A 23,557-nucleotide genomic window follows, 5' to 3' on the forward strand; every position below is an offset into this window, starting at 1 on the left:
GAGACCTGAGAGATGGCAAGAGCAAAATTTCTCTGCGATGCCGAGCGCTGCATTGAATGCAACGCTTGTGTCACGGCCTGCAAGAACGAGCATGAGGTGCCCTGGGGAATCAACCGCCGCCGCGTGGTGACCATCAATGATGGCGACCCGGGCGAAAGGTCGATTTCCGTGGCCTGCATGCATTGTTCCGATGCGCCCTGTATGGCGGTCTGCCCGGTGGACTGCTTCTATCAGAACGAGGAAGGGGTGGTTCTGCACTCCAAGGACCTCTGCATCGGCTGCGGTTATTGCTTCTACGCGTGCCCCTTCGGCGCGCCGCAATTCCCGCAGGCTGGCAACTTTGGATCGCGCGGCAAGATGGACAAATGTACCTTCTGCGCCGGTGGTCCCGAGGAAACCCACTCAACCGCCGAATTCGCCAAATACGGACGCAACCGGATCGCCGAGGGCAAACTGCCCATCTGCGCCGAGATGTGTTCGACCAAGGCGCTGCTGGCTGGGGATGGCGACGTCGTGTCGGCCATCTACCGCGAGCGTGTGGTGGCCCGTGGCTTCGGCTCGGGCGCGTGGGGTTGGGGGTCAGCCTATGGCCGTCAGGACGGGTAAACCCCATTAGCGACCGGCGCGCCTTCGCGCGGGCCGCATTGATCATGCCGGGACCGTGACAAAACGGTCCCGGTTGGTATTGCCGGATATCGCATCCTTGATGCGACAGAGTTTGAGGGCGTGGCGTGCCCATTGCCCCGCTACTTGAGGATGTTTTTCGTGTCCTACCGCTTCGCTACTTGAGGACCCATATGCGCACTCTTCTTTGCATACTCGCCCTTTGTCTGGCGCTGCCGGTGGCGGCGCAGGACGACACGCCTATACCGGACCGGTCCGCCACCGGCGGTGCGCAAACGCTTGAAGACATCATGGCCCGCCAGCGTGGTGAGCAGGTTGCACCCAAGACGGGTGACGCCGCCGGTGCGGCCCGCGATCTGTCGGGCCAATTGGGCACGTTGGGCGGTGCGTCGGACCCCGAGTTATGGCGGCAGCTACGCTACGGATCGGCGGATGTGACCGTGTCCTCTGGCGGTGAGGTCGCCTCGGTGCTGATGCAGGATGGCGGTATGGCCTGGCTGGAGTTCCGCAAGGGCCCGCTGGCGACCTATGGTGGCTACCTGCTGTTGGGAACCATCGCCTTGCTGGCGGTGTTTTTTGTCCTGCGGGGCCGGATCAGGCTGGATTACGAGAAAACGGGACGCACCGTGACCCGGTTCAAGACATTTGAACGCGCGGCGCATTGGCTGCTGGCGGGGTCGTTCATCCTGCTGGGGATCACCGGCCTGTTGACCCTCTTCGGACGGATGTTGATTGCGCCCTACATCTCCAAGGAGTTCAACGCGACCCTGCTGATGGGGTCGAAATTCATCCATAACAACGTGGCCTGGGCCTTTATCGTCGCGCTGATCGTCGTGTTCTGCCTTTGGGTCTGGCACAACATTCCCAACAGCACTGATATCACCTGGTTCGCGCAGGCCGGGGGTATCATCGGCTCCAAACATCCGCCTGCAAAGAAGTTCAATGGCGGGCAAAAGGTCATCTTCTGGAGCGTGATCCTGCTGGGCGCGTCGATTTCCCTGACCGGAGTGTCGCTGCTGTTCCCGTTTGAATTCCCTATGTTCCTGAAAACCTTCGACATCCTGCGCAGCGCAGGCATCAATGAACTGCCCTTCTATGGCCCGTTGCCCACTGCCCTCGCGCCGCATGAAGAGATGCAATATGCACAAGCCTGGCACGCGATTGTTGCCTTTGTCCTGATGGCGATCATCTTTGCCCATATCTATATCGGGTCAGTGGGCATGGAGGGCGCTTATGACGCGATGGGCTCCGGTGAGGTCGACGAGGCCTGGGCCCGGCAGCATCATTCGCTGTGGCTGGAGGAACTGGAAGAAAAGGCGAAGGCGGCCCCCAAAGATGCGACGCCTGCTGAGTAGCCTGTTTCTGTGCCTTGCGCTGCCCGCCACGGCGCAGGAGTTCACCACTTACAAGGGCCATGGCGGGCCGATCATGGGCTTGGTGGTGACTAGGGATGGAAGGCTTGCCTCGGCCAGTTTCGACAATTCCGTTGGTGTCTGGACCGGGCAGAGCCCGCGCTGGCTTGAGGGTCACGACGCGGCTGTGACCGCGATTGCCGAGGATAGAGAGGGCGTTCTGGTGACCGGGGGCGATGATTTTGCCGTGTGGCACTGGGGGGCAGCGCCGCGTAAGATCGGCCAGCACAAGGGCAAGGTGACCTCGCTCGCCGCATCACCGGACGGATCGGTACTGGCTGCCGGGTCATGGGACGGTGATATCGTGCTCTGGCCTCTGCATGAAGGCGCGCCTGAAACATTGCCCTTTCCCGGTGCGGGCGTGAATGCGGTGGCCTATTCGGCAGATGGCGCGCAGCTCTTTGCGGCAACGTCCAAGGGGGACCTGTTGCGCTATGATATGGCGTCGAGAGACACGGCCCGCCCTCTGGTACGGCACGGCTTTGGCATCAACCGGCTGGTGGTGGGCGATGGTTGGCTTGCCTATGGCGCCGTGGATGGTGTGACGCGTGTGATCGATGCGGAAACGGGCGCGCAAATGGCCGATTTCACTCTTGATCGCCGCCCGATCCTGTCGATGGCGCACCATGCCCAGACAGGCCAGCTCGCCATTGGGGATGGCGAGGGACATATCATGATGGTGGACACGAAAGAGTGGCGCATCACCCATGATTTTCGCGCCATGCGTCAGGGGCCGGTCTGGGCGTTGGCCTTTTCCACCGACGGCGCTGTGATCCATGCGGGCGGGATCGACGACGTGATCTATGCCTGGCCGGTTGCGCTGCTGGACAGCTATGATCCGGCCGGGGGCAACACGCGCAGTTTCCTGCGCGACGTCGCCACGATGAGCAATGGCGAGCGGCAATTCATGCGCAAATGTTCGATCTGCCACAGTCTTGAGCCAAAGCCATCGCGCAAGGCGGGGCCAACGCTTCATGGTGTGTTCGGGCGCAAGGCCGGTGTTGTGCCAGGCTATCGCTACTCGCCAACGCTCGACGGGTCTGCAATTATCTGGACCGACACCACGATCGACGCGCTGTTCGACCAGGGGCCAGACCACTATATCCCCGGCTCGAAAATGCCGATGCAGGTGATCGCCGAGGAGCAGGACCGGGCCGACCTGATCGCGTTCTTGCGCCAGGCGACAAAGGAGGACTGACCATGAAGGCCATGATGATGGGCTTTGCCGCTCTGATCGTCATCTCGGTGGGGGCGTATTTCGGGTTGCAGGAGTTGGGGTTTTCGACCGATGCACGCAATGCGGGCGCCACTGTGAGGCTAGACTGACATCATGAACGCGCCGTCAAACACCTCGCTGGACATGTATGGCACCTCGCTGGCGGGGGCGTCGGTCCTTGTAATCGATGATGAGCCGGGGATGCGGCATTTTCTGACCAAGACCTTGGAAACGCGGGTTACCCGTGTCGATGCAGTGAGCTCGCCCGCGCAAGCAACCAAGGCACTGGACGAGGCGCAGTATGACCTTGTGATCCTCGACAATCTGATGCCCGGCGGAACGGGGCTGGACTGGTTGACAGAGCAGAAGCGCAAGGGGTTCTTTGCGGATGCGATCCTGATCACCGCTTATGCCGATCTGGAAACGGCGATTGCCGCGCTCAGGGCCGGGGTGAGCGACTTTGTCCTCAAACCCTTTCGGGCGAACCAGATCCTGAGTGCCGTTGCCCGGACGCTTGACCGCAAATATCTGGAACGCGACAACACGCTGCTGCGGCGCGAACTGTCTTCGGGCAGCGGGCATGGCAAATTGCTGGGCAATTCCGAACCGATGGAGGAGGTGCGGGCCATGCTGGCGCGTCTTGCGCCGCTGCCGACCTCCGTTTTGTTCACCGGTGGCAGTGGCACCGGCAAGGAATTGGCCGCGCGGCATCTACATGACGCCTCCGACCGGGCCGAGGCGCCCTTTGTCCCGGTGAACTGCGCCACGATCCAGCCCGACCGCTTTGCCGAAGAGCTGTTCGGCATCGTCGGGGCCGAGGATCGGTTGAAACCGGGCCTGTTGCTGCTGGCCGATGGCGGGACGCTGTTGCTGGACGAGATCGCGCAGATGCCGGAAACGGTGCAGGCTGCGCTGTTGCGGGTGCTGGAGGACAAAAAGGTCCGCCCGGTGGGGGCCGAGCGTGAGATCCCGCTGAATGTCCGCTTCCTGTTTGCCACCAATGACGACATTGAGGCCTCTGTTGCGGAGGGGCGGTTCCGTGAGGATCTGTATCACCGTATCCATGTGGTGAAGATCGACATGCCGCCGCTCAAGGACAGGATGGAGGACATCATTGAGCTTGCGGCTTATTTCATGGCGCAGTTTTCTGCTTCGCTGGCCATGCCGTCGCTGCAGTTGGATGAGGAAACCCTGCTGAAGCTGCGCCGCTATGACTGGCCGGGCAACGTTCGCGAATTGCGCAATCTGATCGAGCGATCGGTGATCCTGGGCGGCTTTCCCGAAGAGTTTTCCGGCGGCGGCAGCGTCATTGGCTCGCAGGCGATCGAAAATCTGGACCTTGTTTTGCAGCGCCATATCCTGCACATGCTCGACCTGTGCGGCGGCAACCGCGCCGAAGCGGCCCGCCGATTGGGCGTGTCCCGCAAGACCATCGACCGCAAGATGCAGGCGTGGTCAGAGTGATGGCTAGGGTGCAGCAGTTGCAACGCAGCGCGTTACGGGGTTTCGGACCTGATGGACATTGGTGACTAACGCTCGTCTGTCTTCATCTTTCGCTCCAGCCAACGGACACCGGCAGAGACGATCAGGATCAGGACCAGGTACTCCAGCACCAGAATCGTGTAGATCTCCAGAGGTCTGTATTCGGATACCACCAGTTCGTTCGCCTTGCGGGTCAGTTCCTGCATCCCGATCACCGACACCAGTGAAGACATCTTTAGCATATAGACCAACTGGTTACCCAAAGCGGGCAGAATGCGTTTGATGGCTTGTGGCAGGATCACAAATCGCATCATGTCGGGGTAACTCAGCGAGATGCTGTGAGAGGCCTCGTATTGCCCCTTGTCGATGGACTGGATGCCAGCCCGGAAGATTTCGGCCTGAAAGGCACTGTCTGATAGCGCAAGCGCAATCACTCCGGCCCAGAACACACCGATGGACAGGCCTGTGACTTGCGGCAGCCCATAATAGACCCACAAGATCAGGACCAGAATGGGTATGGCGCGGACCAGTTCGACATAGACCCTGTTGATGCGCCGCAGATAGCGTTTTTGAGACAGGCCCGGCAAGGCCACCAGCAGGCCGACAAAAACGGAAATCAAGATCGCAATCAACGAGAGTGACACCGTGTAATAGAGCCCGCTGAGCAGAAACTTGAGGTTGGTCAGCCCGGTTGGGGTTGTCGGATCAACGACGTACCAGCCCCAGTCCCCGGAACATCCCGACAGCAATACAGGCAGAGCCAAGACCAAGATTTTGCGTTTCGGGCGTTTCACAAACATACCCATCCCCAATGCATCAGTGGTGCAGGATTTTTTCCAGAAAGTCCTGGCAGCGCGGACTATCCGGGGCAGAGAAGAACTTGTCCGGCGTTGCCTCTTCGACAATTTCGCCATGGTCCATAAAGACCATTTTGTCGGCGACTTTCTTAGCAAACCCCATCTCGTGGGTCACGCAGATCATCGTCATGCCGCTATCTGCCAGTTCCACCATCACATCCAGAACCTCGTTGATCATCTCGGGATCAAGCGCCGAGGTGGGTTCGTCAAAAAGCAGGATCTCTGGCTCCATGCAGAGCGAGCGCGCAATCGCGACACGCTGCTGCTGGCCACCGGACAATTGCCGCGGATATTTGTCGGCCTGCTCAGGAATCCGCACGCGGCCCAGATAATTCAACGCGGTTTCACGCGCCTGTTCACGGGGCAGTTTGCGCGCCCGAACCGGACCCAGCATCAGGTTTTCCAGAACGGTCAGATGGGGAAACAGATTGAACTGCTGAAAGACCATCCCGACCTTGGCCCTGATCTGTCGCAAGTTCTGCGGGCTTTCATTCAGCTCTATACCGTCGATGACAATGGTGCCGCTCTCATGCGCCTCCAGGCGGTTTACGCAGCGGATCAGGGTGGACTTGCCCGACCCGGATGGCCCGCAGATCACGACCTTTTCACCAAGCCCCACCTCCAGCGATACTTGTTTCAGCGCCTGGAACTCTCCAAAGTGCTTCGAAACAGCGTCCAGCTTGATCAGTGGGCTATCGGATTGCATGGCTGCGACCTCTTCCTGCTCAAGTAAGGGGTAGTAATTTGTTGATCCAAATGCAATAAATTAATCTTGGGGCAATGGGTGCATTGTCGGGATTACAGGAGGACCCCATTATGAAATTGATCAAACCATTTTTTGGTTTTGTTCTGCTGATGTTGTTCACGGTGCCGGCAACAGCACAATCCGCTTTGCAGGAAATCCTGAGTTCGGGCGTTTTGAAAGTTGGTACAACGGGTGACTGGAACCCGATGACAATGAAGGACCCGGCAACCAACAGCTATACGGGCTTTGACATCGACGTAATGACAGAGCTTGCCACTGATCTGGGCGTCGAGGTGGAGTTTGTTCCGACCGACTGGAAAACGCTTGTCAACGGCGTTAGCTCGGGCAAATACCAGATCACCGGGTCGGCCTCGGTTTCGCCGGCGCGCGCCAAGGCGGCAGGTTACTCCGACAGCTATTTTTCGCTCGTCACGGTTCCGCTGATCTTGTCCAAAAATGCCGACCGCTTCAGTGATTGGGACGACCTGAACACGCCCGAGACGACCGTGGCCGCGACGCTTGGCACCACTCAGGAAAAGCAGGTCAAACAGTATTTCCCGGATGCAAAACACCAGATCGTGGAAGCACCGGCACGAGACTTTCAGGAGGTTCTCGCCGGTCGCGCGGATGCGCATATCACCTCCAATGTCGAGGCCATCAAGCTGGTCGAGAAATACTCGCAAATGATGATCGTGCCGGTGTCAGAACCACGCTCGCCAACGCCAATTGCGATGTTGCTGCCGCAGTCGGACCAGGTGTGGATCAACTACGTGAACACCTGGATTACACTGAAAGAAGAGCGCGGGTTCTTTGAGGAGCTTGCTTTGAAATGGAAGCTCACCCAGTAGCACGCCCATAACGGTGTCCATGTCTGGTCGCTTGTGCCAACAGGCGATCAGAGAGTGTGGCGGTTGGAAGATGCTGACGATCTACGCGATACCTCACAGCCTGTACTGCGCGAAGCTGCGCATAGCGCTGCGGCACAAGCAACTGGAGTGGAAAGAGGAACTGCCGCCGGGCGGCGTCGGCTCGGATCATTTCAGGTCTATCATCCCCTCCGGCAATATACCGACGTTGAATGATGGAGGTTTCATACTGGGGGATTCCGAGGCGATCATCGAATATCTGGAAGAGGCCCATCCCGACAATTCTCTGATGCCGGAAAACCCGCGACACCGCGCAAAATACCGTGAAATGAGCAGGTTTCACGACACCCGCCTGGAACCTGTGCTCAGGCAGTTTTTCCCGCTGGTCGATCCGGCCAACAGGGATCAGTCTCAAATTGGCGCTGCGACCATAGCGATGAATGCCAGACTCGCACAACTCGATGCGATGCTGTCAGGGTTTGATCATGTGACATTGCGGCTGTTCGATTGCGGCTACCCGATCACCTTCATTTGGTTGCGCGCCATTACCGACCGGCTTGGCGGGGCAGTTCAGTGGCCAGAGAATGTTGTTGCCTATGACAGGTGGCTCCGCAGCACCCACGCCGTGTCAGAAGAAATTGCGCATTACATGCCGCATGTCGAAGATTGGTTGGCGAGCAAGCTTGGGGCCTCGCAATAGCACGTCATTTGGCGTGATATCTACGGAGAGGCCAGATTGCGCTCTAACGCCCTCTGCGTGGTGCCTTCGCCCTTTCGACCCGCAGGGACTCATTGGCAGGCATCGCTAGGGAGCTTCCGGATCGACATAGAATCCACAGCGCAATCATCAGGGGGATTGCTGCGATGCTGGCGAAAGAGGCCTGATAGGACATCGCGCTGACAAGCGTACCCGCCACGATGGGGCCAGCGATCTTGCCGGCGTTCCGAATGGCACCGATGCTGCCGAAAGCAAGGCCGAGATGCGCCGTCGGCGTGGCGCTCGCGACAAGCGACAATGTCGCCGGGCCGAACGCGCCCTGACCCGCGCCGATAAACAGCGCCGCCGCCAGCATTGCGAACCACGTAGGCCCCATGGCCGACAAAATCAGCAACCCGGCGGCAAGTGCCCCAAGGCCCAGCAGAAGGGGCACAGCAGGGCGTGTCTGGTCGGCCAGCCGCCCCATGGGCGGGCGTAGCACGGCGTTGGCCCCCTCCTGGATCGCAAGGAAAGTGCCGATCTCGATCGGCTGGTGTCCGGCAACCAGCGCCATGACCGGCATGAACGCCTTGACCGCGTAGATCGCCACATAGGTCGTGCCCTCGATCAAGGCCAGCACGACAAGCGGGCGGCTGGAGGCGATGGCCCGCACAGCGCCGGTCAGTGACCAGTTTTGTGGAAGCGCGACGTGATCCGCGTTTCTGAGATATAGTGTCGGCACAAAAGCCAGCGCGGAAAGAAAGCACGTCCCGGCATAGATCGCCTCGGGTGCTGCGAAGGTCAGCGCAACACCGCCGATCAGAGGGCCGAGGATGTAGGATGCAGTACGCGCCAGCCCAAACCAGCCAAAAGCCTCGCCCGCAGTTTTTCTACGCCACGCGGCGATGTAGGCCAGGGTCACCGGACCATAGATTGCTGTCGACAGCCCATGGACAAGCCGCAATACGAACAGCTCGGAAGGTCGCTCGACAAAAAGGTACAGGCACGGGACTAATGTGAACAGCGTGGTTCCCGTCAGCAGCCAGACCCAGCGCCCGCGATAGTCAGACAGCAGACCAAACAGCGGTTTGAGAAACAACCCGGTTGCGGTCGATACTGAAATGATTGCGCCGAGCAGAAGGGGCGACGCACCAAGACCATGGGCAAAAACCGGCAAGACCGGCGCTTTGCCGATCTGATAGCTTGTCCGCACAATCAGGTCGGCGAGGATCAGCGCGACAAGCGCTGACCCCCCGGCTGGGGCGTTTGCACGAGGCAGCAAACCTAACCCCGGTCCATGTCATGTGGCCTCGGCCGTCGGGTCAGATCGCGACGGCGGGCACGGGTATGCCTGCCAATTCCGAGGGCGACCATAACCAAAGCCGACACGATGATGATCAGGATAAGCAGGCTCATGAACAGCACGGCGACCACCATCCCGGCCAGAAAAGCCGAGAGGAGCACCGCGAACCCGGGTGACAGTGCAAGCAGCGCTTTCTTACCGAAACGCTGCCGCAGCACCGGTTTGTCGCCTTGGTAGCGAGTGATCTGGTGGCGATGGGTCAACAGGACTTCCCCGCCTTGATCATGTCACTCAGCTCTTGCCCGGCCCAACATTTCAAGGCCGAATGCAATGTGCGTTTCAGGTGACCGGTCACGAATATCGACACCTTCTTGTTGTCGGGATCGTCGGATTTGACCACAAGCTTGCAACAGGCTGAGTTGTTGCAGGTTGGCGTATATTTCACGATCAGGTCCAGACAGGAACCTGGCTTGACCGTTGCCGGGAACGGGTTGCTGACGATTTTGAAGTTCAGACATTTCTGATCGCAATGCCGCTTCTTGCCCTTGTGTTTGCCATAGCGGTCGTTCTGGCATCCGCAATCGCACCCGCAGTCACAATCACATCCGCAGCTGTCGCAATGCGCGAGCTCTTCGCAGCGGCTGGGTGGCTTGAAGCCCACCTTGGTCACATGAAGATCGCAATCGCCGGTATTGCAGATGGCAAAGGTGGTCAGGGCGTGGGTCCCAAGTTCGACCCCTCCGAAGCACCCCGTGCCGGTGATCGTCAGCTTGCCGCTAGGGGCAAAACCGGTGAGATCGATGGTTGCCGGGCTGGCCGGGTCATCGCTGATCACCGTGATGGTACCAGCTTTCGGGCCGAAGGAGGTCGGCTGGAACCGAATGCTCACCGGCACTGCCGCCCCCGAGGCGATCACGATCGGGAAGGTCAGGACCTGCGGCACGATGAAATCTGCCGAATTCGACGAGATCGCGGTGATGGTCAACGGGCATTTGCCGCTGTTGGACAGCACCAGCGTCTTGTCGCTGAAATGATCGACACAGACCTTTCCGAAATCGCCGTGATCCGCGAATGACAGCACCAACCGCGGAGGTGGCGCGGTTCCACGCACTTCAAGCTGCGCCGGGCTGTCTAGGTCATTGCTGCTGACGGTGATCACCGACAGGTCACTGCCGAACGCCGTCGGCTGATAGCGCAGCGGCAGCGTCATGCTTGCGCCGGGTGCGATCTTCAGCGGGAAAGACACGGTATTGGGCACGAAGAATTCCGGCGCGGCAGACGCGATGCCGCTGACCAGCAGCGGGCAATGGCCCGAATTGTTGATCACAAGCCCCTGATCGCGGAACTTGCCGACGCAGACCTCGCCAAAATCGCCGCTATCTGCAATCGACAGCTCGGCTGCTGCTGTGCCGCCTTCGCCGCTTGCAAGCAGATCGACGGTTGGCGATTCCGGGTCGTTGCTGGCGATCCGAATGGTTGCCAGATCCGTCGCGCCCGGTGCCGATGGCGTATAGGTAAGCGTGAAATCAACCTCACCTCCGGGGGCAATCGACAAAGGGGTGGAGGGGAAGGCTTCGATGCTGAACGCGGTCGAGCCAAGGATGCGCTGCACGCTCTTGATGATCAGATCATCGGTGCCGACATTGAAAACCTGCAATGTCAGCGACACAGGGCCTTCGCAGACTGTCCCGAATTCGAACCTGTCCTCAAGGTTGACGGCAATGACTGGGCCTTCGGGCTTGGCAAATTCGAACACGCCCCGCCCGTAGGTTGCGGCACGCAACACGTTCGACCCGCGCCCGACGACAATATCGGTCACCGGTGTGTTGGGGAAATGCAGGTCGTCCAGCACGTACCATGTATTGCCCCGATCCACCGAGCGCAGCACGCCCAGATCACAACCGGCATAGATGGTCGAAGGCGTCTCATCCCCGTCCAGAGCGATGGCGCCGAACGGCACGTTCACGTCGGGCGAGATGTCCGCCCACTGTGTCCCGCCAATCGTCGTGCGGAAAACATGCCCCGGCGCGAAGGCTGTGGCGAAACCGCCAAGCACGCAGAAGATTGCCGTCTCGTCGTTGGGATCAAAGGTCGATCGCGTGACATTCCGACCCGGCAGGTTTCGCGTGATATTCGTGAAGGTGACGCCATTCGGAAGCCCGACCGTTGCCGCCATTGCGTTGGTCGACACAAAGACTTGCCCGCCAGCCGAAACGACCACGTTGTTGCCATTGGTTGGCGACACAGCGATTCTCGGGGTGATAAAACCCGACCCGATGGGAAAGATCGCACGCCAGGTGACGCCGCCATCGAGGCTCTGCCAGATATTTGCGTTACTCGCGACGTAGAAGATACCGTCATTGCCGGGATCAGCGGCAAGGTTCGCCAGATAGAAGGCGTCCTCGGCGCTGCCTGCGGCCCATGGCGTCACGTCATTGTTGCTGCCGCCATCATCGGTCGAGCGCCGCACCCGGGTTGCGGGGTTGCCGCCGTTGCGCGTGAACAGCATGCGGTCGGCGGTCACACCGTCATAGACGATGTCCCAGCCATCCGCGCCGCCGATCGATGTCCACCCCAGCGCGCCGTTGGTGCGCTTGTGCCCGTTATCCTGAAACCCCGCGACGGTTACGTCGCCGGTGGCCCCGGGCTTGATGTCCATGTTGTAGATGAGCGTGGTCTGGAATCCGCCGGAATTCAGGGCGGTCCAATTCGCGCCATCGTCTGTCGAGCGGAAGATACCGCCGTCATTGCCACAATAGATCGTGGTTGTCGCGGGCGCTGGCGGTTGGAAAAAGCCCCAGGCGTGGGTATCGGCATGGAGTCCATTTGAGATGTTGGAGAAATTTGCGCCTGAATCGGATGACCGTACCTGGTTCTGCGTGCCCCAATACAGGATATCGTTGGCACCATCCCCGGGTGAGGCGGGGTCAATCGCCAGCGTCATGCAGTATCCCGCAAAGGTTGTCGCGGCGGCAGCGCCTGCTGCGGCCTGCTGGGTCCATGTCGCGCCCTGATCCGTACTCATGAACAGACCGATCGGGTCTGGGGTGGAACCACGGACGTTATGCGCGATGACCGCATAGATCACCTGGACACCACCCGCCGCAGGAGGCGAGGTTGGTGGCGCAAGCCGCGCAAGGACCTGCCCCATCACCACTCCGCCACCCAGAACGGCTGCAACCGCCGGGGTGGCCGCCGTCATGATCGGTGCCCAGTTTGCTCCACCATCGGTGGACTGGAACACGCCCTGACGGCTGATACCGGTATAAAGGACACGCGCACCCGCAGGGGAGGTGGTATCTAGCTCCAGCGACCTTGCGTCGAAATTCGCGGTCCCGGCACCCTGAACCCAGTTCTGGCCGCCATCGTCTGAAATCCAGACACCACGGCTCGTCGCGGCATAGACGATCTGCGAATTTGCCGGATCAACAATGATCGAATTGACATTGCGGTTCGCAAAATCATCCGCGTTGCCATCATTGCCCTCGGGATAACCCGAGCCGAGCAGGATCCAGCTTGACCCGCCATCACGGGATTTGAATATGCCGACCCTCTGCTGCACCGAGACAGCGGCGCGCGTGCTTGTGCCGACATAGATCACATCGGTGTCGCCCGGGTCGATGGCCACGCAATTGGGTTCTCCGATCGCCAGACACAGTTCTTCGTCAAAAAGAGCCAGCCAGGTCGCGCCTCCATCTCCGGTTTTCCAGACGCCGCCATCGGCGGTGCCGATATAGACGATGTCCGGATCGCTGGGATGTGTTGCGATTGATGTAACCAGACCGTTATCTTCACGCCCGCCCGTGATCGGGCTGGGGCCAATGGGTTTCCAAACTGTTCCCGGGATCATTTCTTGCCCTCCGCTCCGCCATTTGCATCGTCGTCGCCTCCGTCATCGTCGTCCGGAGGGGCAGGAGGGATGAAAGCGGGCTTGCCGCGAATGGCGCCGGGAAGTTTCTGGAACTGTTCGACCGCGCGGGCATAGGCCTGTGATGAGGGTGTTTCGCCGCCTTCAAGCCGGTGTTTCAAAAAGGCTTCGTGAACATCAAGGTTTTCGGGTCCTTCGCCGATAGGCTCGTCATCGCCTCCGCCATCGCCATATCCCCGGCCGTTCCCACCGCCGGAGCCGCCCGAGCCCTTTTTCCTTGGTTTGCGTGTCTTTGGTTTGGTCGGTTTAGAATTCGCCATGATCAGACGCTCCTCTGAAATTGAGGTTCTGAATAATGAGCGACATGGGTCTGGTGATCGAACGACCGATGCTAAAAATTCAAGAGCACAAGACGCGTTAGACGTGTGGGGTCGGTTCGATGTATTAGGGCCAGCTTTCGAAGATTGCTGTCACTCATTAACCTGGATTCGCGCAAATGAACGCGCATGAAAAATTGTAGTAACTCAAATTTATATGGGTAAATGGTAACATTCGGCCCCGATTTCGTCAAACGCCTCTCTGGAGTTGCGCAAGGTGTCGCCCGTCGGAGGAAGCGGTTTGGCTGCAACCTATGCAGGTTATCGCTTGTGTCAGAGAGGGTTAGCGCCTGTGGCCGGGTTTCCTTGGGAGGCGCTGTAAATTAGTTGGCAATGCCCGCGTCAGCCCGTTCTGACCGTCACGTCTGCGGGCAACATGGCCGCTGCGATGCTGCGGGCGTTTGCAATGTCATTCCGGGTTGCGCGGGCTGTGGCGTCCTCATGCGACAACCCGTGATCCAGCCACCTTTTGACAAGTCGTTCTTCGAGGATCGGCAAGGGAACCTCCAGGCGAACCGAAAAATCCCAGACCCTGTGCAGGTCGCGCCACTGAGGCGCGTCATAAAGCAGGTAGTTCCCCTCGATGATAACCGTATCGCAATGCGCACCCACTAGGCCGCCTCCAGCAATGGCGATGTCGCGGGCCCGGTCGAACGTCGGATAGAAGACCTCATCTTCCTCCTGCAGTCGGGTTGTCAGATGGGCAAAGCCGCTGACATCAAAGGTCTCGGGCGCGCCCTTGCGGTCGAGCAAGCCGCGCGCGATCAGGGTCGGATTGTGCAGGTGAAACCCGTCCATGGGCACCACCTGAGTGTCACATCCGCTGATGGTGAGGCGCTCCGCAAGCGCGTCGGCCAATGTGGATTTGCCGCTGGCAGGCGCGCCTGCCAGCGCCACAAGGCGCCGCCGACCTGCACGGGGCGCGGCAAGGATGGACTCGACCAGCGTTGCGACCGGTGGATCTAGTGCCATCATGCAGCTTCGGGCGCCTCTTTTGCGCCGGTCATGAAGGCGACAGCGTCGGACATGGTGTAGTCCTTGGGGTCGATCACGCAGAGCCGCTTGCCCAGCCGATGGACATGGATGCGGTCGGCAACCTCGAAGACATGGGGCATGTTGTGGCTGATCAGGATGATCGGGATGCCGCGCGATTTCACGTCCTGGATCAGTTCCAGCACCTTGCGGCTTTCCTTGACCCCCAGCGCGGCAGTGGGTTCGTCCAGGATGATGACCTTGGACCCGAAGGCCGCAGCACGGGCCACGGCGACGCCCTGACGTTGTCCACCCGACAGGGTTTCGACCGCCTGATTGATGTTCTGGATCGTCATCAATCCAAGCTCAGTCAGCTTGTCGCGGGCAAACTTCTCCATCGCGGCACGGTCGAGCTGGCGCAGGTATTTCCCACGCCAGCCGGGTTTGCGAATTTCGCGGCCCATGAACATGTTGTCGGCAATCGACAGGGCAGGGGACATGGCGAGGGTCTGGTAGACGGTCTCGATCCCTGCCTCGCGGGCTTCGATCGGCGACGTGAACTGCACGTCCTGCCCTTCGAGCGTCACGGTGCCCTCATCCGGGATGACCGCGCCCGATACCGCCTTGATCAGTGAGCTTTTGCCCGCGCCATTGTCGCCGATCACGGCCAGGATTTCTCCGGGCATCAGATCGAAATCGCATCTGTCGAGCGCGGTGACCTTGCCGTAGCGCTTGACCAACCCACGGCCTTTCAGAATGGGTTCCATTATGCCGCCACCTTTCTGATCCACTGGTCCACGGCAACAGCCGCGATGATGAGCGCGCCGATCAGCAGGAAGGTCCATTGCGCATCCGCACCCAGCAGGCGCAGGCCCAGAGTGAAGACCCCGACAATCAGCGCCCCAAAGAACGTGCCCAGGATCGAGCCGCGCCCGCCAAAGAGCGAGATACCCCCAATCACCACGGCGGTGATGCTTTCGATGTTGAGAAGCTGACCGGAAGTTGGCGAAACCGACCCGATCCGTCCGATCAGGGCCCAGCCCGCGAATGCGCAGATCAGACCCGCCAGTGCATAGACCGAGATCAGCGTCTTGCGCACGTCCACACCGGACAGTTCCGCCGCTTCGGGGTCATCACCCACTGCGTAGACGTGCCGACCCCAGGCGGTGTGGCGAAGCACATAGGCCAGCACAAGAACAAGGCAGATCAGAAAGATCACGCCGAGGGTGAACACCGCCCCGCCGATATTGACCTTGGCCCCCAGCAGTTGCAGCAGCGGGGCGTTATCCTCAATCTCCTGACTGCGGATGGTTTCGTTGGCCGAGTAGAGGAAATTGGCGGCCAGCACGATCTGCCACATGCCCAGCGTGACGATGAAGGGTGGCAGTTTCATGACGGCAACCAGCCAGCCGTTGACGTAGCCGATGGCTGTACCAAAAGCGAGGCCGCAGAGGATCGAGATTTCCACCGGCATCCCGTAACGGAAGGTGAATTGCCCCATCACCACCGAGGAAATCACCGCGATCGCCCCGACGCTCAGATCGATACCAGCGGTCAGGATGACAAGGCTTTGCGCTGCCGCCACGATACCCACGATCTGCACCTGTTGCAGGATCAGCGTGAGCGCGAAGGGCGAGAAGAACTTGCTGCCCAGAAGGGCGCCGAAAATCACAACTGCCGCGAGCAGAACGATCAGCGGCACAAGGGCTGGCGTCGTATGCAATGCGTGGTGGAACCGACCGACCAGCCCCTTTTCGTGATCGTCGAAGGAAGCCACCTTGGCATCCGCGCTGGAGGCCGCAGCTTCGAAATTGTCCGACGGGGACATGGGTTTCCTCCCGGTAGTAGCAGTAGTTTTGGGTCCGTGTGGCGGGCGCGGTTCAGCACGCCCGCCACATTATGTTCAAGCGCTTGGGGTGCTTATCAGCCCCAGCAGAGCTCGGTTCCCTTGGCCGTGTCAATGCTGTCAACGCCGTCGACAGGATTGTCGGTGACAAGGGATACACCGGTGTCAAAGAAATCCTTGCCGTCGGTAGCCTGCGGCTTGGTCCCATCCTTGGCCCAGGCTGCAATCGCCTCGATCCCCTTGGAGGCCATCAGCAGCGGATATTGTTGCGAGGTCGCGCCGATCACACCATCCTTGACGTTGTCGACACCGGGGCAACCGCCATCGACCGATACGATCAGAACGTCGTTTTCACGCCCGATATCCTTGAGCGCCTCATAGGCTCCGGCGGCGGCGGGCTCGTTGATGGTGTAGACCACGTTGATTGTCGGGTCCTTGGCCAGAAGGTTCTCCATCGCCTTGCGACCGCCTTCTTCGTTGCCTGCCGTGATGTCATTGCCGACAATGCGCGGATCGGTCTCATCGCCCCATTTGTTGGGATCGCCCAGATCGATGCCGAAGCCCTGCAGGAAGCCCTGATCGCGCAACACGCCAACGGTGGGCTGACTGACGGCCAGATCAAGCATCGCGATGCGGGCATTTGCGGCCTCATCGCCCAGCGCGGCGGCGGCCCATTGGCCAATCAGCTCACCAGCCAGGAAATTGTCGGTGGCAAAGGTCATATCAGCAGCGTCGATCGGTTCGAGCGGGGTGTCCAGAGCGATGACCAGCAGACCGGCCTCACGAGCCTGTTCGACTGCGGGCACGATGGAGCTGGTGTCGGAGGCGGTCAGCAGAATGCCCTTGGCGCCACCGGCGATGCAGGTCTCGATCGCGGCCACCTGGGTCTCGTGGTCACCATCGACCTTGCCGGCATAGCTGCTCAGGCTCACACCCAGTTCGGCGGCCTTGGCTTCGGCGCCTTCGCGCATCTTCACGAAGAAGGGGTTGGTGTCCGTCTTGGTGATCAGGCAGGCGGCAACCTCATCCGCCGAGGCGGTTCCGGCCAGCGCGGTCAAGGCCAATGCCGACGAAGTCAAAAGTCTTTTCATGATGTCCTCCCAAGGAAATAACTTGCAACCGGGGTGGTTTCACCCGGCCCGAACCTGAACGCTCTCCCGGCTTCAGGTTGCCTGCTAGCAAGCCCGATTCCTTTCTGTCTGTCAATAAATAAATAAACTTGATTTATTAAACCGCCTTGGGCATCTTTCCCTTGAACAGGAGATCACTATGGTCGGCATCATGGATGGCCAAGATGTCAGAGAGCATATCGGGGGCGTGAACCAGAGCGGGGTTCGCGACTATAACGAACGCCTGCTTCTTTCCATGCTGCAACGCAACGGCGCGATGCCGGGCAGCGATCTGGCGCGTCGTGCCGGGCTGTCGCCGCAAACGGTCTCGGTCATCCTGCGCAAGCTTGAGAAAGACGGTTTCGTCAAGCGCGGCCAGCCGATCCGTGGCAAGGTTGGCAAACCCTCAATCCCGATGGAATTGAACCCCGATGGCGTGCTGTCCTTCGGGTTGAAGATCGGACGTCGCAGTGCGGATTTGTTGCTGCTCGATTTTGCGGGCAGGGTGCGCAATCAACTCCGCACTTCCTTCGACTACCCGCTGCCCGACGCGGTTCTTGGCTTTCTCGAAGGTGGAATGGAAACACTGTGCGCTGATCTGGATACTGGTGCGCTGGCGCGGCTGTGCGGGATCGGGATTGCTGCGCCGTTCGAACTTTGGAAATGGCACGATCTGGTGGGTGCGCCCGCCAACAAGTTTGAAACCTGGAAAGACATGAGCTTTGCCGAGCAAGTCGCTGGTTTCAGTGACCTTCCGGTTTTTGTCGTCAATGACGCCACCGCCGCCTGCCGGGCCGAACATCTTTATGGCAGCGCGAAGAAATACCGCGACTACGCTTATTTCTTCATAGGGTCGTTCATTGGTGGCGGCGTCGTTCTGAATGACACGGTGTTTGAGGGCAATCAGGGCAATGCTGGCGCGCTGGGGTCGATGCGCAGCACCGGGCCGTTGGGTGAGAGCCGGCAATTGATCGATGTTGCCTCGATCCACCTGCTAGAGGCGCGCCTGATCGAGGCGGGGCTGGACCCCAAACTGCTCTGGCGACAACCGCAGGACTGGAGCGCCCTGTCGCGCTACGTCGATCCCTGGATTGGCGAGACGGCGCAGGAACTTGCCAAGGCGTCGCTGTCGATCTGCTCGGTGATCGATTTCGAGGCGATCCTGATTGACGGCGCCTTTCCCGAACCCGTGCGCAACGAATTGGTAGAGCGGGTGCGGCGATACCTGATCAATCAGGACACGCGCGGATTGGTGGTCCCTCAGATCGAACCAGGCAGCATCGGTGGCAACGCGCGTGGAATCGGCGCGGCAAGCAGCCCGTTCTTTTCGCAGTATCTGCTCAACACAAATGCCGGGCTATCGGCGATATAACCCGACATCTGGCGGCACCGTTCCTGCCAGGATCAGCGCCCGAGGTGATACACTTCCTGCAAGCCATAGACCGGCGTGTCCAGCCCCTCCATGCGCGCCTTTAGCTGTAGCGACAGGAATTGCGAATAGTGGCGCGACTGATGCAGGTTGCCGCCATGGAACCACAGCGCTTCCTGCTGGGTGGGCTTCCACATGTTGCGCTGCTCGCCTTCCCAGGGGCCAGGATCCTTCGTAGTGTCGGAGCCAAGGCCCCAGACCTTGCCGACCTTGTCGGCCATATCCTGCCCCATCAGATCCGCGACCCAGCCATTCATCGAGCCATAGCCGGTGGCATAGACGATCAGGTCGGCCTCCAGCTTTTCGCCACTATCCAGAATGACCCCGTCTTCGACCACTTCGACAACCTGACCGCGCTTGAGCTTGATCTCGCCATCGATGATCAACTGGCTTGCGCCGATATCGATGTAGTAGCCCGACCCGCGGCGCAGATACTTCATGAATAGTCCCGAGTCATCGTCGCCCCAATCCAGCCAGAACCCTGCCTTTTCCAGACCCTCGTAGAAGTCGGCATCGCGCTTTTTCATCTCTACATAGGCGGGGATCTGGAACTGGTGCAGAATCCGGTAGGGCAGGGAGGCAAAGATCAGATCGGCCTTTTCGGTGGTCACACCCGCCGCGACCGCCTCTTCGGAATATAGCGCGCCAAGGCCCACATCCATCAACGTGTCAGAGCGCACGATATGGGTCGAGGAGCGCTGCACCATGGTCACATCGACATCGTTCTCCCATAGCGCCGCGCAGATATCATGAGCCGAGTTGTTCGAGCCGATCACCAGCGCCTTCTTGCCTTTGTAGGCGTCCGGGCCGGGATGTTTCGAGGAATGATGCTGATCGCCTTTGAAGCTGTCCATGCCGGGGAAATCGGGCACATTGGCCTTGCCCGACATGCCGGTGGCCATGACCAGTTGTTTGGGTTTCAGCACCACTTCTTCGCCATCGCGGTCCACGACCACCGTCCACTCTCCAGTGGCTGGGTCGTAGCTGGCGGATTTTGCGGTGCTGCGGGTCCAGTAGTTCAACTCCATCACCTTGGTGTACATTTCCAGCCAGTCGCCGATCTTGTCCTTGGGTGAGAAGACCGGCCAGTTCTCAGGGAACTTGATGTAAGGCAGGTGGTCGTACCAGACCGGATCATGCAGGCAGAGCGATTTGTAACGGTTGCGCCAGCTGTCGCCGGGTCGTTCGTTGCGCTCGACAATGATGGTGGGCACGCCAAGCTGGCGCAGCCGCGCGCCAAGCGCGATGGCGCCCTGACCACCGCCGACGATCAGGCAATAAGGCTGGGTCTGATAACCAAGCTCTGCCTCTTCCTTTTCGCGCTCTTCTTTCCAGGTGGTGCGGTGCCTGCCTGCCCCATGTTTGGCGCCAAGCGGGCGGGCGAAGCCTTTGGGTTCCTCATGGCCCTTCAGTTCGACCATCGTGGTCAGCAGGGTCCAGATCTTGCCACCCACCAACCGGATCAGACCATAGCCACGGGCGATTTCGGTCTCGAAACTGATCCAGGCGGTGACGACGCCGTCTTCTTCGGTTGGAACCTCGCCCTCGGCGATTGACCAGCCCGACGGCTTTGTCGTGGCCAACTGATGCGAGAGCATGTCGGCAACCTGATCTTTGCCCTCTACCGTTTTGAGGTTCCAGGTAAAGGTCACAAGGTCGCGCCAGTAGCATTCATCGGCAAACATGTCCGTTGCCCGGGCAATATCACCCTCGGCAAGCGCCTGTCCGAAATCGTCCAGAAAAGCCTGGGTCTGGTCGGCAAGTGTTGTATCAAGCATTCTGTCCTCCCTGATTGCTTCTTCGATCAGTTCCTGACCGGTCCGCGTCACCATGAGCCTTTAGCCCGAGGGGCCGTATGATGTGACAGCCCAGCGCAAGCCGCTATTCCCGGTCGGCCCCTTACGTCTTTGTGGTGTTCAGCGGGACCCTAACATCAAATCCGGGTCAAAGTAGACTGCCACTTTGGTCGCCAGCGCAGGCATCCCCGCGCCCGCCCGGCCAATCGGCTGGCTTAATCTCGCAGGCTTGACTTTCGTTAAGGCCCTATCCGCCTGCACCCGACATGGTTCCCCTCATCACCAACGCGGCGCAAAGGAGAGCGCAATGCGCGAAGTCATGACCAAAATCATGGCCCGCAACATTTTCTATGGCGGGTCACTGTTCTTCATCCTCATTTTCGTGGGCCTGACCATCCACTCACACCGCTACATCGTGAACACCTCGACCGCGTCTGAGCCGCTGACCGAAAGTGTCGCCGCTGGCAAACGTGTGTGGGAGGACCATGCCTGCATCAACTGCCACACGATTCTGGGCGAAGGGGCCTATTTCGCCCCTGAACTGGCCAATGTGATGACCCGGTGGGATGTGCTCGACGATCGTGAATCGGCGTTCGAGACGCTCAAGGGCTGGATGGAAAGCCAGCCCACGGGGATCGAAGGGCGGCGGCAGATGCCCAATTTTGATCTGAGCGACGAAGAGCTGCAGAACCTCACCGATTTCCTCATCTGGACAGACCATATCGATGCCCAGGAATGGCCGCCGAATGACGCTGGTTAAGGAGGGCCTGACCCAATGAAATATCAATCCCAGAAAATCGCGCTGGCCTATTTCGCCGTGGCCATGGCGCTGTTTGCGATCCAGGTGCTTGGCGGCTTGCTGGCAGGCTGGATCTATGTCTCTCCGAACACATTGTCGGAGTCGCTGCCGTTCAACATCGTGCGGATGCTGCACACCAACTCGCTGATCGTCTGGCTGATCACCGGCTTCTTCGGGGCGGCCTATTTCCTGATCCCCGAAGAGACGGAGCGCGAGATTCATTCAACCAAGCTGGCCTATATCCAGCTGGCCATTCTGGTGATCGGCACGCTTGGCGTGGTGGTCACCTATGTTTTCAACCTGTTCGAGGGGAATTACTTTCTCGGCAAGGAAGGCCGCGAATTCCTTGAACAGCCGAAATGGGTCAAGGCCGGGATCGTCGTTGCGGCGCTGATCTTTCTCTACAACGTCACCATGACGGTGCTGAAGGGCCGCAAGACCGCGATCAGCAATATCCTGATCCTGGGCCTCTGGGGTCTGGCTCTGCTGTTCCTCTTTGCCTTCTACAACCCCGAAAACCTCGGGCTCGACAAGCTTTACTGGTGGTATGTCGTCCACCTCTGGGTCGAAGGCGTGTGGGAGCTGATCATGGCTTCGATCCTTGCCTATCTGATGCTGAAATTGACCGGCGTCGACCGCGAGGTGGTGGAAAAATGGCTCTATGTCATTGTCGCCGCTGCGCTGTTCTCAGGCATCCTCGGCACCGGGCACCACTATTACTGGATCGGCACGCCGGGCTATTGGCAGTGGATCGGGTCGATCTTCAGTTCGCTTGAGGTGATCCCTTTCTTTGCAATGATGGCCTTTGCCTTCGTCATGGTCTGGAAGGGCCGCCGGGATCATCCCAACAAGGCAGCACTTCTGTGGTCGCTAGGCTGTGCAACGCTGGCCTTCTTTGGCGCGGGTGTCTGGGGCTTCCTGCATACGCTGCACGGAGTGAACTACTATACCCACGGCACGCAGATCACCGCCGCGCATGGTCACCTTGCGTTCTTCGGGGCCTATGTCTCGCTGAATCTGGCAATCTTCACCTATGCGATGCCGATCCTGAAAGGGCGCGATCCCTATAATCAGGTGCTGAACATGGCGTCCTTCTGGCTGATGTCGAGTGGTATGGTCTTCATGACCTTCGTGCTGACCTTTGCGGGCACCATCCAGACCCATCTGCAGCGGGTGCTGGGCGACTATTTCATGGATGTGCAGGATCAGGTCGCGATCTTCTACTGGATGCGCTTTGGCTCGGGTCTGGTGGTGGTAATTGGCGCGTTGCTGTTCATCTACGCCATCTGGGTGCCGCGTAAAGAGGTCATCGAACCCGGTGCTGCCAAAACACCTGCGGAGTGATGGACATGGATGGATCCCTAAAACTGGAGGCGGGGGCGGCAGGCGCCCCCTTCTACCTTGCCCAGGGCGATGAGTGTGAGGTCTTTGCAGCTGCTTACACCAACAACCTGCCGGTTCTACTGAAAGGGCCGACAGGCTGCGGCAAGACCCGGTTCGTGGCGCATATGGCAGCGCAGTTGGGCCGACCGCTTTACACCGTGGCCTGCCATGACGATCTAGCTGCTGCCGACCTGATCGGGCGCTACCTGCTGAAAGGTGGCGAGACCGTCTGGGTCGACGGGCCGCTGACCCGCGCCGTGCGCGAAGGCGCGATCTGCTATCTCGACGAGGTGGTTGAGGCGCGCAAGGATGTGACGGTGGTGCTGCACCCGCTCACCGATGACCGGCGCATCCTGCCGATTGATCGGACCGGCGAAGAGCTGGACGCCGCACCGGGCTTCATGCTGGTCGCCTCCTACAACCCCGGATACCAGAACATCCTCAAGACATTGAAACCATCGACCCGGCAGCGCTTCATCTCGATGGAGTTCGATTTTCCCGCCGCACCAGTGGAAACGCAGATCGTGGCGCAGGAAAGCGGGCTCGACCCGGATCGCTGTGCTGCCTTGGTGCGGTTGGCGGGCAAGCTGCGCGGGTTGAAAGGCCAGGATCTGGAAGAAGGGGTTTCGACTCGGCTCGTGGTCTATGCCGCAACGCTGATTGCGCAGGGCATGTCGACCGACCGCGCGATTCTGGCGGCGATGGTCGAACCGCTGACCGATGACGAGGATATCAAACGCGGCCTCCTCGATCTTGTCACTGCCGTCTTTGGGTGA

22 protein-coding genes are annotated in these 23,557 nt (G+C 59.8%); 11 read left to right on the forward strand and 11 right to left on the reverse strand.

What is annotated here, in order from left to right:
• The first annotated feature begins 12 nt into the window (after positions 1 to 12).
• From fdh3B to Q5Y75_RS17895, 5 genes are all read left to right on the forward strand, one after another.
• Positions 13 to 606: a formate dehydrogenase FDH3 subunit beta gene (fdh3B, locus tag Q5Y75_RS17875; protein WP_249706918.1), complete on the forward strand. Its 594-nt coding sequence runs from the start codon at positions 13 to 15 to the stop codon at positions 604 to 606.
• Between the two features lie 191 nt (positions 607 to 797).
• Positions 798 to 1,979, forward strand: a complete 1,182-nt coding sequence (locus Q5Y75_RS17880; protein ID WP_306200018.1) for a formate dehydrogenase subunit gamma — start codon at positions 798 to 800, stop codon at positions 1,977 to 1,979.
• Positions 1,960 to 3,234, forward strand: coding sequence for a c-type cytochrome (locus Q5Y75_RS17885; RefSeq protein WP_306200021.1), 1,275 nt, complete (start codon positions 1,960 to 1,962; stop codon positions 3,232 to 3,234). Before Q5Y75_RS17880 ends, Q5Y75_RS17885 begins: the two co-directional genes overlap by 20 nt.
• Positions 3,235 to 3,236: 2 nt before the next feature.
• Positions 3,237 to 3,362 (forward strand): hypothetical protein, encoded by a 126-nt coding sequence (locus tag Q5Y75_RS17890; protein WP_306200024.1) that lies wholly within the window; start codon positions 3,237 to 3,239, stop codon positions 3,360 to 3,362.
• A 4-nt stretch (positions 3,363 to 3,366) separates the two neighbouring features.
• Entirely contained in the window at positions 3,367 to 4,716 is a 1,350-nt protein-coding gene (locus tag Q5Y75_RS17895; protein WP_306200027.1) for a sigma-54-dependent transcriptional regulator, read from the forward strand.
• Between the two features lie 65 nt (positions 4,717 to 4,781).
• On the opposite strand, the gene Q5Y75_RS17900 is transcribed toward Q5Y75_RS17895, so the two are convergent.
• Together Q5Y75_RS17900 and Q5Y75_RS17905 are read right to left on the reverse strand one after the other, a co-directional pair.
• Positions 4,782 to 5,534 carry an amino acid ABC transporter permease gene (locus Q5Y75_RS17900; protein WP_306200030.1) on the reverse strand — a complete coding sequence of 251 codons (753 nt, stop codon included), beginning with the start codon at positions 5,532 to 5,534 and terminating at the stop codon, positions 4,782 to 4,784.
• 16 nt (positions 5,535 to 5,550) lie between these two features.
• Positions 5,551 to 6,297 carry an amino acid ABC transporter ATP-binding protein gene (locus Q5Y75_RS17905; RefSeq protein ID WP_306200032.1) on the reverse strand — a complete coding sequence of 249 codons (747 nt, stop codon included), beginning with the start codon at positions 6,295 to 6,297 and terminating at the stop codon, positions 5,551 to 5,553.
• A gap of 110 nt (positions 6,298 to 6,407) precedes the next feature.
• Between Q5Y75_RS17905 and Q5Y75_RS17910 the strand changes: the two genes are divergently transcribed.
• Together Q5Y75_RS17910 and Q5Y75_RS17915 are read left to right on the forward strand one after the other, a co-directional pair.
• Positions 6,408 to 7,184 carry a transporter substrate-binding domain-containing protein gene (locus Q5Y75_RS17910; protein WP_306200034.1) on the forward strand — a complete coding sequence of 259 codons (777 nt, stop codon included), beginning with the start codon at positions 6,408 to 6,410 and terminating at the stop codon, positions 7,182 to 7,184.
• Between the two features lie 70 nt (positions 7,185 to 7,254).
• Complete coding sequence (locus Q5Y75_RS17915; protein WP_306200037.1) at positions 7,255 to 7,902, forward strand: glutathione S-transferase family protein; 648 nt, start codon at positions 7,255 to 7,257, stop codon at positions 7,900 to 7,902.
• Between the two features lie 43 nt (positions 7,903 to 7,945).
• Here the strand turns inward: Q5Y75_RS17915 and Q5Y75_RS17920 are convergent, their stop codons facing one another.
• The 8 genes from Q5Y75_RS17920 to Q5Y75_RS17955 all read right to left on the reverse strand — a co-directional run bounded on the left by Q5Y75_RS17920 (position 7,946) and on the right by Q5Y75_RS17955 (position 17,356).
• The gene (locus Q5Y75_RS17920; protein WP_306200041.1) at positions 7,946 to 9,181 is read right to left on the reverse strand and encodes an MFS transporter; all 1,236 of its coding nucleotides are present in this window, start codon (positions 9,179 to 9,181) and stop codon (positions 7,946 to 7,948) included.
• Positions 9,182 to 9,183: 2 nt separating this feature from the next.
• Positions 9,184 to 9,465, reverse strand: coding sequence for a hypothetical protein (locus Q5Y75_RS17925; protein ID WP_306200043.1), 282 nt, complete (start codon positions 9,463 to 9,465; stop codon positions 9,184 to 9,186).
• Positions 9,462 to 13,052, reverse strand: coding sequence for a choice-of-anchor D domain-containing protein (locus tag Q5Y75_RS17930; protein WP_306200046.1), 3,591 nt, complete (start codon positions 13,050 to 13,052; stop codon positions 9,462 to 9,464). The genes Q5Y75_RS17925 and Q5Y75_RS17930 overlap by 4 nt, the downstream gene beginning before the upstream one ends.
• Positions 13,049 to 13,390 (reverse strand): hypothetical protein, encoded by a 342-nt coding sequence (locus Q5Y75_RS17935; protein ID WP_306200049.1) that lies wholly within the window; start codon positions 13,388 to 13,390, stop codon positions 13,049 to 13,051. The genes Q5Y75_RS17930 and Q5Y75_RS17935 overlap by 4 nt, the downstream gene beginning before the upstream one ends.
• Positions 13,391 to 13,789: 399 nt before the next feature.
• On the reverse strand, positions 13,790 to 14,419 hold the full coding sequence (locus Q5Y75_RS17940) for a nucleoside/nucleotide kinase family protein (RefSeq protein WP_306200051.1): 630 nt from the start codon (positions 14,417 to 14,419) through the stop codon (positions 13,790 to 13,792).
• Positions 14,419 to 15,186, reverse strand: a complete 768-nt coding sequence (locus Q5Y75_RS17945; protein WP_306200054.1) for an ATP-binding cassette domain-containing protein — start codon at positions 15,184 to 15,186, stop codon at positions 14,419 to 14,421. The genes Q5Y75_RS17940 and Q5Y75_RS17945 overlap by 1 nt, the downstream gene beginning before the upstream one ends.
• Positions 15,186 to 16,247 carry an ABC transporter permease gene (locus tag Q5Y75_RS17950; RefSeq protein WP_306200057.1) on the reverse strand — a complete coding sequence of 354 codons (1,062 nt, stop codon included), beginning with the start codon at positions 16,245 to 16,247 and terminating at the stop codon, positions 15,186 to 15,188. Before Q5Y75_RS17950 ends, Q5Y75_RS17945 begins: the two co-directional genes overlap by 1 nt.
• Before the next feature lie 95 nt (positions 16,248 to 16,342).
• Positions 16,343 to 17,356 (reverse strand): sugar ABC transporter substrate-binding protein, encoded by a 1,014-nt coding sequence (locus tag Q5Y75_RS17955; protein ID WP_306200059.1) that lies wholly within the window; start codon positions 17,354 to 17,356, stop codon positions 16,343 to 16,345.
• A 190-nt stretch (positions 17,357 to 17,546) separates the two neighbouring features.
• On the opposite strand from Q5Y75_RS17955, the gene Q5Y75_RS17960 reads away from it, so the two are divergent.
• Positions 17,547 to 18,746: an ROK family transcriptional regulator gene (locus Q5Y75_RS17960; RefSeq protein ID WP_371933287.1), complete on the forward strand. Its 1,200-nt coding sequence runs from the start codon at positions 17,547 to 17,549 to the stop codon at positions 18,744 to 18,746.
• A 32-nt stretch (positions 18,747 to 18,778) separates the two neighbouring features.
• On the opposite strand, the gene Q5Y75_RS17965 is transcribed toward Q5Y75_RS17960, so the two are convergent.
• On the reverse strand, positions 18,779 to 20,581 hold the full coding sequence (locus Q5Y75_RS17965; RefSeq protein WP_306200065.1) for an NAD(P)/FAD-dependent oxidoreductase: 1,803 nt from the start codon (positions 20,579 to 20,581) through the stop codon (positions 18,779 to 18,781).
• Positions 20,582 to 20,906: 325 nt separating this feature from the next.
• Here Q5Y75_RS17965 and Q5Y75_RS17970 point away from each other — a divergent pair, with 325 nt between their 5' ends.
• The 3 genes from Q5Y75_RS17970 to Q5Y75_RS17980 are packed head-to-tail and all read left to right on the forward strand — an operon-like array spanning position 20,907 to position 23,557.
• On the forward strand, positions 20,907 to 21,359 hold the full coding sequence (locus Q5Y75_RS17970) for a c-type cytochrome (RefSeq protein ID WP_306200068.1): 453 nt from the start codon (positions 20,907 to 20,909) through the stop codon (positions 21,357 to 21,359).
• Between the two features lie 15 nt (positions 21,360 to 21,374).
• Entirely contained in the window at positions 21,375 to 22,742 is a 1,368-nt protein-coding gene (locus tag Q5Y75_RS17975) for a cbb3-type cytochrome c oxidase subunit I (protein WP_306200072.1), read from the forward strand.
• The gene (locus tag Q5Y75_RS17980) at positions 22,742 to 23,557 is read left to right on the forward strand and encodes a CbbQ/NirQ/NorQ/GpvN family protein (RefSeq protein WP_306200075.1); all 816 of its coding nucleotides are present in this window, start codon (positions 22,742 to 22,744) and stop codon (positions 23,555 to 23,557) included. Before Q5Y75_RS17975 ends, Q5Y75_RS17980 begins: the two co-directional genes overlap by 1 nt.

Origin of the sequence: Ruegeria discodermiae (assembly GCF_030758345.1) — a bacterium.
In the GTDB taxonomy this organism is placed as follows: domain Bacteria; phylum Pseudomonadota; class Alphaproteobacteria; order Rhodobacterales; family Rhodobacteraceae; genus Ruegeria_C.